Source organism: Streptomyces sp. A 4/2 (assembly GCF_940670765.1).
Classification (GTDB): Bacteria; Actinomycetota; Actinomycetes; order Streptomycetales; family Streptomycetaceae; genus Streptomyces.
Window position 1 is genome coordinate 89342 of record NZ_CALNVW010000034.1, and the last position, 12521, is coordinate 101862.

11 protein-coding genes are annotated in these 12521 nt (G+C 72.2%); 1 reads left to right on the forward strand and 10 read right to left on the reverse strand.

Going from position 1 to position 12521, the window contains the following annotated elements:
* Genes NBY69_RS25130 through NBY69_RS25175 form a run of 10 tightly spaced genes read right to left on the reverse strand, consistent with a single transcriptional unit; the run spans position 1 to position 11226 of the window.
* A complete protein-coding gene (locus NBY69_RS25130; RefSeq protein WP_250303752.1) occupies positions 1 to 846 on the reverse strand; it encodes a CoA ester lyase in 846 nt (281 codons plus the stop codon).
* On the reverse strand, positions 843 to 2075 hold the full coding sequence (locus tag NBY69_RS25135; protein ID WP_250303753.1) for a CaiB/BaiF CoA-transferase family protein: 1233 nt from the start codon (positions 2073 to 2075) through the stop codon (positions 843 to 845). Before NBY69_RS25135 ends, NBY69_RS25130 begins: the two co-directional genes overlap by 4 nt.
* The gene (locus NBY69_RS25140; RefSeq protein WP_250303754.1) at positions 2072 to 3505 is read right to left on the reverse strand and encodes an ADP-ribosylglycohydrolase family protein; all 1434 of its coding nucleotides are present in this window, start codon (positions 3503 to 3505) and stop codon (positions 2072 to 2074) included. Before NBY69_RS25140 ends, NBY69_RS25135 begins: the two co-directional genes overlap by 4 nt.
* Positions 3502 to 4659 (reverse strand): ADP-ribosylglycohydrolase family protein, encoded by a 1158-nt coding sequence (locus NBY69_RS25145; protein ID WP_250303755.1) that lies wholly within the window; start codon positions 4657 to 4659, stop codon positions 3502 to 3504. The genes NBY69_RS25140 and NBY69_RS25145 overlap by 4 nt, the downstream gene beginning before the upstream one ends.
* Positions 4656 to 5855, reverse strand: a complete 1200-nt coding sequence (locus tag NBY69_RS25150) for an ADP-ribosylglycohydrolase family protein (RefSeq protein ID WP_250303873.1) — start codon at positions 5853 to 5855, stop codon at positions 4656 to 4658. The genes NBY69_RS25145 and NBY69_RS25150 overlap by 4 nt, the downstream gene beginning before the upstream one ends.
* Positions 5856 to 5863: 8 nt before the next feature.
* Positions 5864 to 7003, reverse strand: a complete 1140-nt coding sequence (locus NBY69_RS25155; RefSeq protein ID WP_374211331.1) for an ADP-ribosylglycohydrolase family protein — start codon at positions 7001 to 7003, stop codon at positions 5864 to 5866.
* A 35-nt stretch (positions 7004 to 7038) separates the two neighbouring features.
* Positions 7039 to 8382, reverse strand: coding sequence for a sugar ABC transporter substrate-binding protein (locus NBY69_RS25160; RefSeq protein WP_250303756.1), 1344 nt, complete (start codon positions 8380 to 8382; stop codon positions 7039 to 7041).
* Positions 8382 to 9236, reverse strand: a complete 855-nt coding sequence (locus tag NBY69_RS25165; protein ID WP_250303757.1) for a carbohydrate ABC transporter permease — start codon at positions 9234 to 9236, stop codon at positions 8382 to 8384. The genes NBY69_RS25160 and NBY69_RS25165 overlap by 1 nt, the downstream gene beginning before the upstream one ends.
* Positions 9233 to 10192, reverse strand: a complete 960-nt coding sequence (locus NBY69_RS25170; protein ID WP_250303758.1) for a carbohydrate ABC transporter permease — start codon at positions 10190 to 10192, stop codon at positions 9233 to 9235. The genes NBY69_RS25165 and NBY69_RS25170 overlap by 4 nt, the downstream gene beginning before the upstream one ends.
* Positions 10189 to 11226: a LacI family DNA-binding transcriptional regulator gene (locus NBY69_RS25175; RefSeq protein WP_250303759.1), complete on the reverse strand. Its 1038-nt coding sequence runs from the start codon at positions 11224 to 11226 to the stop codon at positions 10189 to 10191. Before NBY69_RS25175 ends, NBY69_RS25170 begins: the two co-directional genes overlap by 4 nt.
* A gap of 300 nt (positions 11227 to 11526) precedes the next feature.
* Here NBY69_RS25175 and NBY69_RS25180 point away from each other — a divergent pair, with 300 nt between their 5' ends.
* Positions 11527 to 12258, forward strand: a complete 732-nt coding sequence (locus NBY69_RS25180; RefSeq protein ID WP_250303760.1) for a VIT1/CCC1 transporter family protein — start codon at positions 11527 to 11529, stop codon at positions 12256 to 12258.
* Positions 12259 to 12521: the final 263 nt, after the last annotated feature.

A 12521-nucleotide genomic window follows, 5' to 3' on the forward strand; every position in this document is an offset into this window, starting at 1 on the left:
TCAGGCGCTCTCCCGCCGGCCCGCCAGCTCCAGCGTGCGCCGCGCGCCCGCCACCACCGCCGCGTCCACGAAGCGCCCGTCCGGGAGCGCCAGCGCACCCTCGTCCGTGACCGCCGCCAGCACGATGTCCTCCGCCGCGCGGATCTCCGCCGGGGTGGGCAGATAGGCCTGCTCGATCACCGGCAGCTGCCGCGGATGGATCGCCGCGCGGCCCAGGAACCCGAGCGCCCGGCCCCGTTCGCAGGACGCGGCCAGCCCGTCCAGATCGCGTACGTCGGTGAACACCGACTGGGCGGGCGGGGCCAGGCCCGCCGCCCGCGCGGCCACCACCGCACGGCTGCGCGGCCAGGCCAGACCCGACTCGTCCCGGATGCCCAGATCCGCCCTGAGGTCCGCCTCGCCCAGGGCCAGGCCGCGCACCGTGGGGGTCGCCGTGGCGATCTCGTAGGCCCGCTCCACTCCCAGCGCCGACTCCAGAATCGGATACAGGGCCAGGCCGGACCGGCCTCCCGCCCCGGCCGCCCAGCGGGCCACCCGGCGTACGTCCGCCGCGCTGTTGGCCTTGGGCAGCCGCAGTCCGGCCAGGCCGGGGAGTCCGGCGACGGCGCGGACATCGGCCTCGGCGAGCGGGCCGTCCAGCGCGTTGATCCGGACATGGACCGGGGTGGGCCCGGGGGCCACGTCGGCGAGCAACTCGACGGTGGCGTCCCGTGCGTACGCCTTGCGGTCCGGCGCGACCGCGTCCTCCAGGTCGACCAGCACCACATCGGCGCCGCTGAGCAGCGCCTTCGCCACCACCTCGGGCCGGTCACCCGGTACGTACAGCCAGGTCAGGGGCGTGTTCATCGGACCGCTCCGGACGCGCGCAACCCGGCTATGTCGGAGGCCGCGAGACCGAGCCCGGACAGCACGTCATCGGTGTCGGCGCCGTGCGGCCGGCCCGCCCACCTGATGGCGCCCGGTGTCTCGGAGAGCCGGAAGAGGACGTTCTGCATCCGGATCGTGCCCAGCTCCTCGTCCGGCACCTCGGTGATCGTGCCCAGCGCGCGGTACTGCTCGTCCTCCATCACGTCCCCGATCTCGTAGACCGGCGCGATGGCCGCCTGTGCCTCCTCGAACGCCGCCACCACATCGGCCCTGTCGTGCCGGCCGATCCAGCTGCTGACCGCCTCGTCCAGCTCGTCGGCGTGCCGGGCGCGCTGCGCCCCGGAGGAGAACCACGGCTCGTCGATGAACTCGGGGCGTCCCACCAGCCGCATCACCCGCTCCGCGATCGACTGCGCGGAGGTCGACACGGCGACCCACTTGCCGTCCCGGGTGCGGTAGGTGTTGCGCGGCGCGTTGTTGTTGGAGCGGTTGCCGGTGCGCGGCTGTACGTAGCCGAGCTGGTCGTACCAGAGCGGCTGCGGCCCCAGCACCGCCAGCATCGGCTCGATGATCGCCATGTCGACGACCTGCCCGCGCCCGGTGCGGTCCCGCCCCGACAGGGCCGCCATCACGGCGTACGCGGTGGAGAGCGCGGCGATCGAGTCGGCGAGGCCGAAGGGCGGCAGAGTCGGCGGCCCGTCCGGCTCGCCGGTCATCGCGGCGAAACCGCTCATGGCCTCGGCGAGCGTACCGAAGCCGGGACGCCGGGAGTACGGGCCGAACTGGCCGAAGCCGGTCACCCTGGCCAGCACCAGCCGCGGGTTCGCCGCCGACAGCTCCGCCCAGCCCAGATCCCACTTCTCCAGGGTGCCGGGACGGAAGTTCTCGATGATCACGTCGGACTCGGCCGCCAGTTTGAGCAGCACCTCCCGACCGCCCGGCGACGAGAGATCGAGGGTGATGTTCCGCTTGTTCCTGCCCAGCAGTTTCCACCACAGCCCGGTGCCGTTCTTGCTGGGACCGTGCCCGCGTGAGGGATCGGGTTTGCGGGGGTGTTCGACCTTGATGACGTCGGCGCCGAAGTCGCCGAGCATCGTCGCGGCCAGCGGCCCCGCGAAGAGCGTGGCGAGATCGAGGACGCGCAGCCCCTCCAGGGGAGCGGGCCGCGGGGTGTCGGTCGGCAGGGTGTCGGTCGGGTCGTCGTTCATCCGTCGTTCCTTACTCGCAGCGCGTGTCCCGGGAGTGGGTGCTCCGGTACGTGGCGCAGTGTGCGTTCGGCGAGTTCGTCGAAGCCGATGCCGTCCAGACCGCCGACCGTGGTCGCCAGCCGGTTCTTCAACGGCGCGGTCCAGCGCGCGGGCAGGGCCCGGGGGCCGCCCGCGAGCAGCCCGGCGACACTGCCCGCCGTCGCACCGTTCGAGTCGGTGTCCCAGCCACCGGACACCGCCCGGCAGACGGAGCCGGTGAAGTCCCCGTCGGCATGGGTCAGCGCGGCGGCCAGCAGCGCCGCGTTGGGCAGGACGTGCACCCAGTGGTGGTCGCCGTACGCGGCGTGCAGTTCGTCGACGACCGTCTCGAACCCCTCGGCGGTGCCCAGCGGTTCGGCGGTGGCCCGCTCGATGCCGAAGCGCACCGCGGCGGCGTACCGCGAGCGCGGCGGCACGACCGCGAGACCGGCCCGCAGACAGCTGTGCACGTCGCGGTCCCCGCCGGTGGCCGACGCGATCACCGCGGCGGCGAACATCTCGCCGTACACACCGTTCGCCGTATGGGTGAGCACCGCGTCCCGCCAGGCAGCCGCCGCGGCCCTCGCCGGATCGCCCGGATGCGTCCAGCCGAAGATGTCGGCCCTGATCTGCGCGCCGATCCACTCACGGAACGGATTGCGGTACACCGCCGTGTGCGGCGGCTCGATCCCGGAGAGCAGATTGCGGTACGCGACCCGCTCGGCGGTGAAGGTACGCCCCGCGGGCAGCTCGTCCAGCCACAGCTGCGCCACGTCGGCGGTGCTGAAGCCGGGCCCGTACCGGTCGAGCAACAGCAGCCCGAGCAGCGGGTAGTTGAGGTCGTCGTCCTCGGGCGCGCCGTCGATGTTCTCGGCGAGCGAGGTGGGCCGCGAGCGGCGGTTCCAGGGGTGGGCCGCGGCGGTCTCCGGATCGAGACCCACCTCGGTGAACCAGGTGTCCAGCGGCCAGTTGCCGGTGGAGCGGGCGAGCGCCCTGATCCCGTCGAGCGGCAGTTTCTCGACCGGCTTGCCCAGCACACAGCCCGCCGCGCGGCCCAGCCAGGACGCTTCGAGGCGGGAGCGCAGCGCGTCCCGGTCCGGCGAAGTCACCGGCGGCGCGGGCCAGTCGGAGCACAGGGCCCTGATCGCGTCCAGGTCCGTGGGCTCGTCGGCGGCCGACGGGGCGTCCAGGCAGGCCAGTTCGTCGAGGATCTCCTCGGCGAGCACCCGCAGCGCGGGAGCGGTGGGCCCGGCCGAAGCCCCCGCCCGCTCGGGGGCCGGATGGCCGCCCGCAGCCGTCCAGCGCCGTTCGACCGCCGCGGCGTCCCGCCCGTCCTGAGCGGCCTGGCGCAGCTCGTGGCCCACCAGGTCCTCGGCCTGGACCCAGGTCAGCCGCACGGCACGGCCGGTCATCGGGGCCTCGCGATGGCGTGGAACAGCGCCTCGTGCTCGCGGCGCCGCTCCAGATCGTGGGCGAACACCTCACGGGTGACCGCCGCGAGCGCGGCGGCCGGGGCGTGCAGATCGAGGCGGCTCGCGGTGGCCACCTCGGTCGCCCACTCGGCGGGCACCGCACTCTCTCCGTACAGCGCACCGACGATCGCGCCGCTCATGGTGGCGATGGAGTCGCAGTCGCGGCCGTAGTTGACGGAACCCAGGACCGTCTCACGGAAGTCTCCGCGGCCCGCGATCAGCATGCCGAGCGCCACCGGGAGCTCCTCGATGGAGTGCAGCCTCGACGGGCGGCGGGCACCCAGCGACGGCTTGCGGTACTCGGGGCCGACCGTGTCGAACGGGGCCACCGCCTCCCGCAGCGGCTTCAGCGCCGACTCGAACCCGTGGTGCCCGGCGGCGACTTCACAGACCGCCTCGATGGCCGAACGGGTGCCGTCCTTGGCCAGCGCGAGAACGTCCTCGACGACCGACTCGGGGTTGGCCCCCGGCTTGCAGGCGGCGGCGACCGCGGCGGCGAAGACCGCGGCGGCCTCCCGGCCGTAACTGGACTGGTGGGCGCCCGCGACGTCCAGCGCCTCGGCGTACGCCTGCGCCGGGCTGCCCGCGTTGACCAGACCGACCGGCGCCATGTACATCGCGGCGCCGCAGTTGACGATGTTGCCGACACCGGCCTCGCGCGGGTCGATGTGCCCGTAGTGCAGCCGCGCCACGATCCACTTCTCGGCGAGGAAGATGCGCTGCAACGGCAGTGCCTCCGCCTCCAGTTCGGGGATCCAGCGGGGGGTGCCCATCAGATCGGGCACCAGGTGGTCGGCGACCGCGTACGCGTCCAGGTGGCCGCGCACCGTCTCGTAGACCCGGATCAGCGCATGGGTCATCAAGGTGTCGTCGGTCACGTGGCCGTCGCCCTTGTGGTACGGCGCGATGGGGCGGGCGGTCCGCCACTCCTCCTTGTAGAAGGGCTCCACGATGCCCTGGACGCGGCCGCCGTGCCGCTCGCTGATCGCCTCGGGTGTCCAGCCCTCCACCGGGCCGCCGAGGGCGTCCCCGACAGCCGCGCCGATCAGGGCGCCGGTGGTGCGGTCCTCCAGAGAGGGGATGGGCGCGGTCATGAGCGAGTTCCTTCCGGGGTGGTGTGCAGGGGAGAGGCCAGCCGGGCGGCGACCTCGACGAGGTCCGTGCCGGCGAGCTGGGGCAGGGCGCAGCCGACGAGGGTGCGGCAGCTGTCCCGCCAGGTGTCGGGCAGGGCTTCGGCGCCGCCGATGGCACCGGTGAGAGCGCCCGCCAGCGCGGGCGCGGAGTCGGCGACCCGGGACAGACACGCGGCGCTGGGCACCGCCTCGGCGAGCGCGCCGCCCGCCGCGAGGGTCATCGCCAGCGCAACGGGAACCGTCTCGGCCGCGGCGATCCCGTAGCTGTAGACGTGGTCGACGATCTCGTGCTCCAGGACGGGGACCAGCGCGAACGCGACTCCCGGCCGGCCCGGCCCGGCAGCAGCCGTCGCGGCACGGGCCAGGGCCACCGCGTGCAGTGCGTTGCGCCGGATCTCGCTGCCCTCGGGCAGCTGGGCCAGCGCCTCGTCCACGCAGGTCTGCACGGACGCCCCGCCCAGCGCGGCAGCCACCGCGGCGGCCATCGCGCGGGCGCCGTGCACCCCGTCGCCGTCCTGGGTGTAGCGGGCGTCGAACTCGGCGAGATCGGCGGCGGCGGCCGGATCGCCCGGGTGCACCACGGCGAGGACGGCGGCCCGCACACAGGCGGCGTCGTCGAAGTGGTGCGGGTTGTCGTGGCCGGTGGCCGGGGGCCGCAGCCCCGCGGCCAGATTGCCCAGCCCGGCCCGTACGGAGATCCGGGCCCGCAACGGCATCAGCGCCGACTCGATCTCGTCCGCCCGCGCGGACGCGGCGGCCACCTCGTCGGCGAGCGCGCTCCAGGCCAGCGCCAGCGCGGACCGCACCCGCTGCTGGGCGGGGAGGTCACTGCGCCCGGACGCCGCGGCGGACAGGATCGCCTGCGCGGTGAACGTCGCCCACTCCGCGTCGTCGGAGGGCCCCAACTGCAGGGGAGCGGGCGGCTGGTTGAGCGCGATGGGCACCGGCAGGGTGGTGGTCGCGTTCTGCTCGGCGAAGGTGTCCAGCTCCCGGGTGAGCCGGCGCGTCCAGTTGGGCAGCAGCGCGGCGCGGTGCCGCCCGGCAGGCCAGCCCGCCGCGTCACCCGCGGCGATGCCGAGGAGGAGACCTTCCACCCGGCGGAGCGGAGGGCGCGCGGCGGGGCCGGGGCCGGAGGGTTCGGTGGCGGGCGGGGTCAGCTGGGTGGTCACGAGGCGGCCTGCCTGTCGTCGTACTGGATGCCGTGCTGCTTGTCGTGCGGTGTGCCGTCCCGGGGGACGAGGCGGTCGGCGACATCGAGGATGTGGCGCCCGGCCATGGCGGGCAGACAACTGCCGAGTACCGGGCCGATCGCGTCCGCCCAGTGCGCCGGGATACCGGCCGCCCCGCCGAGCGCCCCCGCGAGCGCCCCCGCCACGGCCGCCGTCGTGTCGGCGTCGCGGCCCATGTTGACGGCCGTGAGCACGGACCCCCGGAAGTCACCGCGGGCCGCGATGAACGCACCGAAGGCGAGCCCCACCGCCTCGGGCGCCAGATCGGTCCACGGGTACCCGCCGATCACCACGGCGGAGCGCACCGCGCGCTCGACGGGCAGCGGGTTGCCGTCGGGAGCGGGCACCGCGCGGCGGGCCGCGCTCACCGCCCGGTGCAGCGAGCGCGCGGTCCAGGAGTCCTCGGGAACCACCGAGAGCGCGGCCTGCACCACCGCGTCCGGGCTGTCGCTCACCATCGCGGCGGCCACCCCCGCGGCGACGGCCTGCCCGCCGTAGATCCCCTCGCCGTCGTGGCTGACCGTGCCGTCCACCGCGACCAGCCTGGCGGCCTCGGCGGGCCGCCCCGTCGCGTACACCCCGAAGGGCGCGGCCCGCATCGCCAGCCCGTCGCTCCACGCGTGCCGGTGCTGCGCCGAGATGGGCGCGGCCAGCCCGCGCCGCAGGTTCTCCAGGGTGCCGCGCTCACTGAACCCGGCGCCCCGGAACGGCCCTTCGTCGCGGTCCGCGATCCACAGGTGCCACGCCGCCTCGACATGCGCGACGGTGAGCGCCGAGCCGTGCTCGGCGAGCAGCAGCCCCGAGAAGATCGCGTACTCGGTGTCGTCGGTACCGGCCGGTTCGTCCAGGACGAACCCTTCGATACGGCCCCAGCGCTCCCGGATCTGGGAGGGCTTCATGTTCTCCGCCGGGGCGCCCAGGGCGTCGCCCACGGCGAGACCCAGGAGCGCGCCGCGCGCACGGTCGCGCAACGAACGCGGGACGTCGGCCCGTTCGGCCCGGAGCCGGGTCACGGGTGGTTCGCCTGCTGCGGGGGAGGGATCGGGGCTGCCGCTCATGCTGCTGATCGTGCTCATTTCTGGGGTTGTACGAGGGGCGGGCGCGGGAGGCGTCAGCGTTGGTACCGGTCGAGGACCCGCTGGCCGTCACCGGCGAGCTTCGAGCGCAGCGAGCCGAGACCGATCGAGCCGTTGTAGTACTCCTGGAAGGCCGGAGTGGCGATCTTGTCCTTCCACTCGGCGTAGCCCCGGACCCCGAGTACGGGGGAGGGGACCAGCTCGCCGAAGAGCTGACTGCCCGTGCGCCAGCCGTTCTCGGGGGTGTTCAGCGCCGGATCCTTCAGCGCCGTGCGGCTGTTGGGCAGCAGCCAGTCACCGAGGGCGAGCCGGGCGGCGTTCTTGCCCTGGGTCAGGAAGGAGATGAAGTCGACGGCGGCCTGCTTGTGCCGGGAGTCCTGCGAGACCGAGAGGGTCTGCGGGACGACACCCTGCGTCCGTCCCTCGGGCCCGCTGCCCGCCGGCAGTGGCAGTACGGTCCAGCCGAAGCCCTTCGGCGCCTGCTGCTCGATCTGCTGCCGGTAGGAGAAGTTCACCGGCACCATGGCGTACTTGCCGGCGAAGAAACCGGGCAGCGTATCGGCGCCGCCCATGCCCAGGCTGCTCTTCGGCGCGGTGTGGTCCTGGTTGATCTGGCGGTTGATGATCTGGGCGACGGCCGAGTCGGCGGCGTCGAAGCTCACCTTGTTCTTGCCGTCCACCCGCTCGAAGATCTTCCCGCCGGTGGAGACCGAGCCGTTGACCGACTGGGTCACCGGCTCCTTCATCGACCAGGCGACGCCGTACTGCTTCGTCCTGCCGTCGGCCCCCTGGACCGTGAGCCTCTTCGAGACCTGCTGGAACTCCGACCAGCTCCACGGGTGGGCGGCGGTCGGGATCCGTACGCCGGACGCCTTGAGGAGCTTCGTGTTGGCGACCAGGACACGGGGCTCCTGGAGGAACGGCACCCCGTAGACGCCGCCGTCGAAGGTGGTGGTCCCCCACGACTGCTGGGGGATGTCCTCCTTCAGCGACTTCGGCAGCATCGTCCGCAGATCGGCGAGGTAGCCGCCGTACGCGAAGTCGGTGAGGTCGGAGGCGTCGTCATGGATGATGTCCGGCGCCTGACCGCCCTCGAAGGAGGTCAGCAGCTGGTCGTGGATGCCGTCCCAACTGCCCTGCACGTACTTCACCCGGACGTCGGGGTGCTGCTTGTTCCACTCGTCGACGAGCGCCTTGTTGGCGGCGACGGAGTCCTTCTGCCAGGCCAGGCTGAGGAATTGGAGCGTGATGCGGCCCGAGGAGCTGTCACTGCTCCCGCTGCCGCAGCCCGCGACGAAGGTGAGAGCGGCAGCGGCGGCCAGCGCCGTGACCGCGGTACGGACCCGGTTGCGGCCCCGGCTGCGAGTAGGGGTACGCATCAGCCCTTCACCGCCCCTGCGAGCATGCCGCCGACCAGCCGGCGCTGGAGCAGCGCGAAGAACAGCAGGCTGGGGATGGTGGCGATGACGGAGGCCGCGGCGAGCGGTCCCAGGTCCGCGACGCCCTCGGCGCCGAGGAAACGGGTGAGGATCACGGACATCGTCTGGTTCTCCGGGGACTTGAGCAGCACGAGGGCGAAGAAGAACTCGTTCCACGCGGTGACGAAGGTGAACATCGCCGTCGCGACCAGACCCGGCGTCAGCAGCGGGAACACCACGCTGACCAGGGTCCGCAGCCGGCTCGCGCCGTCGACGGACGCGGCCTCCTCCAGGGTGATGGGCACGGCCTTGACGTACCCCTGGAGCATCCAGAGCGAGAACGGCAGGTTCCAGACCACGTACACCGCGATCAGCCCGGCCAGCGAGTTGATCAGGTGCAGGTTCTTCAGCACCAGGAACAGCGGGATGATGATCAGTACGAACGGGAACATCTGGCTGACCAGCACCCAGCCGTTGGCGACCTTGGTCATCCGGCTGCGGAAGCGGACCAGTGCGTACGCCGCGGGCACCGCGAGCGCCACCGAGATGACCGTGGCACTGCCCGCCACGATCAGGCTGTTGAGCGCGGAGTGCAGCAGTGGCTGCGCGTCGAAGGCCGCCCTGAAGTTGTCCAGGGTCGGGTGCCGGGGCAGCCAGGTGGGGTCGATCGCGCCCAGTTCCCGGGGGGACTTGAACGCGGTGGACACCAGCCACAGCAGCGGGAAGGCCAGGAAGACCAGGTAGCACAGGAGCGCGAGGTACTGGCCGGTGCGACCGGCCGTCCGCCGGGCGCGGAGCCGCGTGGGGACACTCATGCCGTCTCCTCCTTCAGCTTCTTGCGCAGGAACAGGGTGAGGAAGACAGCGATGAGGGCGACCATCACCAGGCCCATGGCGGCGGCGTAGCCGAACTGGCCGTACTTGAAGGCCTCTTCGTAGGAGAAGAGCATCGGCAGCCGGGTCTTCCCGCCGGGTCCGCCCTGCGTCAGCACGTAGACCAGGCCGAACGAGTTGAAGTTCCAGATGAAGTTCAGCGCGGTCACGGCGATCACCACCGGCTTGATCGCCGGCCAGGTGACCGTGGTGAAGCGGCGCCACATCCCGGCGCCGTCGAGGTTCGCGGCCTCCTTCAGCTCGACCGGCACGTTCTGCAGTCCGGCCAGCAGCACCACGGTGGTCTGCGGCATCCCCGCCCACACGCCGACCACGATCACGGCCGGGAGCGCGACCGAGAGACTGGTCAGCCAGTCGACGTTCTCGCTGATCAGGTGCAGCTGCATCAGGGTCTTGTTGAGGATGCCCGCGTCCGGGTGGTAGACGAGCCGCCACATGATGCCGACGACCACCTCGGGCATCGCCCACGGCACCAGCGCGAGGGTCCGGGCCAGCCAGCGGAAGCGCAGGTTCTCGTTGAGCAGCAGGGCCAGGCCCAGCGCCAGCACGAACTGCAGCGCGGTGACGCTGACGGCCCAGATGATCCCGATCCGGAACGACTCCCAGAACAGCGAGTCGTGCAGCAGATCGGTGAAGTTGGCCAGGCCGGTGAACTGCGTCGACGTGGTGCGCCCGGCCTGCGAGTCGGTGAAGGCGAGCGAGAAGCCGTACAGCAGGGGGCCCACGCTCAGCACCAGGATCGGGATCAGGGCGGGCGCCAGCAGGAACCATGCCCCCCGGTCCAGACCGAGCGCGCGTTTGCGCTGCTCGGGTGTGCGGGGCGGTGGGGTGCCGCGGTGCTCCGGGGCCTCGTTGCCCCGGGCTGCGGTGAGACTCATGCGGACCTCGGGTTCTCCAGGTCTGTCGCCGGCGCGGTGGACGCGCGTACGACAAGGCGGGGTTGGGCGGTGCTGTGCTGGGGGGAATCGGGTGCCGAGCCCTGGCCGAGCCGGGCGAGCAGCAGCTCGGCGGCGCGCCTGCCGCGCTCGACGGAACCCAGGTCGACGCTGGTCAGCGGCGGCCAGGCGGCCTGGGCGAGGGTGCTGTCGTCCATCCCGGCGACGGCGATGTCGTCGGGGATGCGCAGGCCGTGGGCGTGCAGCGTCCGGACGGCGCCGACCGCCAGCTGGTCGTTGGCGCAGAACAGCGCGTCGGGGGAGGCGGCCAGCACCTGCTCGGCGGCGTCGGCGCCCGCCTCGGTGTCGAAGTCGGTGCTGACCACGAGCGACTCGTCGTAGGGCAGGCCGAGAGCGGCGAGGGCCGCCCGGTAGCCGGTCGCCCGGTTGCGTCCAGGAACGGTGTCGAGCGGGCCGTTGACGAAGGCGATCCTGCGCCGCCCCGTCTCGTACAGATGCCGTACGGCGAGGCCGACCCCCTGTACCGAGTCCGCGCGCACGCTGTCGACGGGGCCGTGTCCGGGCAGCGAGCCGATGATCACCACCGGGGCCGCGGCGGCGTTCAGGGCCTGGGTGTAGGCGTCGGTGATCCGGATCGGGCAGAGGATGAGGCCGTCGCTGGTGCGGTCGCCGAGGCTGTGGATCGCGGCGAGCTCGTCCTCGACGACCGCGTCCGTGGAGTGCAGCAGCAGCCGGTAACCGGCCGCCCTGGTGACGGCCTGGATCCCGCGGACCATCGCGACGTACACCGGGTTGCCGATGTCCTCCATCGCGAAGGTGACCTGCCGGGTCCTGCCGCCCTTGAGGGACCGGGCCACCGCGTTCGGTACGTAGCCGAGCTCCGCCACGGCGCTTTCGACCCTGCGCACGGTGTCGGGACGGGCACCCACCCCGTTGAGCACCCGGGAGACGGACGCGATGGAAACCCCCGCGTGCTCGGCGATCGACACGATGGTCGGCGGCCCGTTCTGCGTCATTCCTGTCCCCTGAGCATCTGTGGAGTGAATCGCTGTAAAGGTTTTCAGTAACTGGAAACGTTTACAGATATTGGTGACGCCCACCCCGGACGTCAATGAGCCAGTGGTGTGATCCATGTCTCGACGGCACTCCCTGAAGATCACGTCGGGCCTGGTCCGAGGTCTCGTCGCCCCTGGTAAGTACGGCCTTCCTTGCTGGCGGGAGTCATTTTTCGTGCGTACTTTCGACCCTGTTCGCGGGAACGACCGTGTTCGCGGGAACGACGAGGTGCCGTGACGGCAGAAAGAGGGTGGGGGCCGGTGTCCATCATGGAGAACGAGGCCGCGCTGCACGAGGCGCACCGCGACAACCACACGCACCGGGACGTCAACGGCGGCTGGCTGCGCCCCGCCGTCTTCGGAGCGATGGACGGGCTGGTCTCCAACCTCGCCCTGATGACCGGCGTCGCGGGCGGCGACGTCTCGCACCGCACCCTCGTTATCACCGGGCTCGCTGGGCTCGCCGCCGGGGCGTTCTCGATGGCCGCGGGCGAGTACACCTCGGTCGCCTCGCAGCGCGAACTCGTGGAGGCCGAACTCGACGTCGAGCGACGGGAGTTGCGCAAGCACCCGCTGGACGAGATGAAGGAACTGGCCGCGCTGTACGTATCGCGCGGCGTGGAGCCCGAGCTGGCGGCGGCGGTCGCCGAGCAGCTCTCCCGGGACCCCGAGCAGGCTCTGGAGATCCACGCCAGGGAAGAGCTGGGCATCGACCCCGACGACCTCCCCTCGCCGCTCGTCGCCGCGCTCTCCTCGTTCGGCGCCTTCGCGCTGGGCGCGCTGCTGCCCCTGCTGCCGTACCTGCTCGGCGCCACCACCCTGTGGCCCGCGCTGCTGCTCGCACTGGTCGGGCTCTTCGGCTGCGGTGCGGTGGTCGCGAGGGTCACCGCGCGCTCCTGGTGGTACAGCGGGCTCCGCCAGCTGACACTGGGAGGAGCGGCTGCCGGTATCACGTACGCACTGGGCGCACTGTTCGGCACCGCCGTAGGGTGAGGCGGTATGTGCAGTTCGGCACAACCAGTCGACTGCCTGCGGTTTTGAGCGAAGAGCCACCGGGCATAAGGCGAAGACGCTGCGGGCAACGTCGCCTGCTCCGCTCCGGGCACACGGACACCGATACGGCCGTACAGCCCCGCCTTCACCGCCTGTCCGGTGTCCGCATGTTGGAATGAAACATCCGCTTTTCGAGAAGCGTCCCATCATGTAACCTGCTCGAAATTTCGCAGAGGGCCAACGTCGTCCCTGTGCCATTGCAT

Bases quoted from the DNA above. Each gene is read 5' to 3' on its own strand.
- NBY69_RS25130 (WP_250303752.1), bottom strand. From the start codon at position 846: ATGAACACGCCCCTGACCTGGCTGTACGTACCGGGTGACCGGCCCGAG.
- NBY69_RS25135 (WP_250303753.1), bottom strand. From the start codon at position 2,075: ATGAACGACGACCCGACCGACACCCTGCCGACCGACACCCCGCGGCCC.
- NBY69_RS25140 (WP_250303754.1), bottom strand. From the start codon at position 3,505: ATGACCGGCCGTGCCGTGCGGCTGACCTGGGTCCAGGCCGAGGACCTG.
- NBY69_RS25145 (WP_250303755.1), bottom strand. From the start codon at position 4,659: ATGACCGCGCCCATCCCCTCTCTGGAGGACCGCACCACCGGCGCCCTG.
- NBY69_RS25155 (WP_374211331.1), bottom strand. From the start codon at position 7,003: ATGAGCACGATCAGCAGCATGAGCGGCAGCCCCGATCCCTCCCCCGCA.
- NBY69_RS25160 (WP_250303756.1), bottom strand. From the start codon at position 8,382: ATGCGTACCCCTACTCGCAGCCGGGGCCGCAACCGGGTCCGTACCGCG.
- NBY69_RS25165 (WP_250303757.1), bottom strand. From the start codon at position 9,236: ATGAGTGTCCCCACGCGGCTCCGCGCCCGGCGGACGGCCGGTCGCACC.
- NBY69_RS25170 (WP_250303758.1), bottom strand. From the start codon at position 10,192: ATGAGTCTCACCGCAGCCCGGGGCAACGAGGCCCCGGAGCACCGCGGC.
- NBY69_RS25175 (WP_250303759.1), bottom strand. From the start codon at position 11,226: ATGACGCAGAACGGGCCGCCGACCATCGTGTCGATCGCCGAGCACGCG.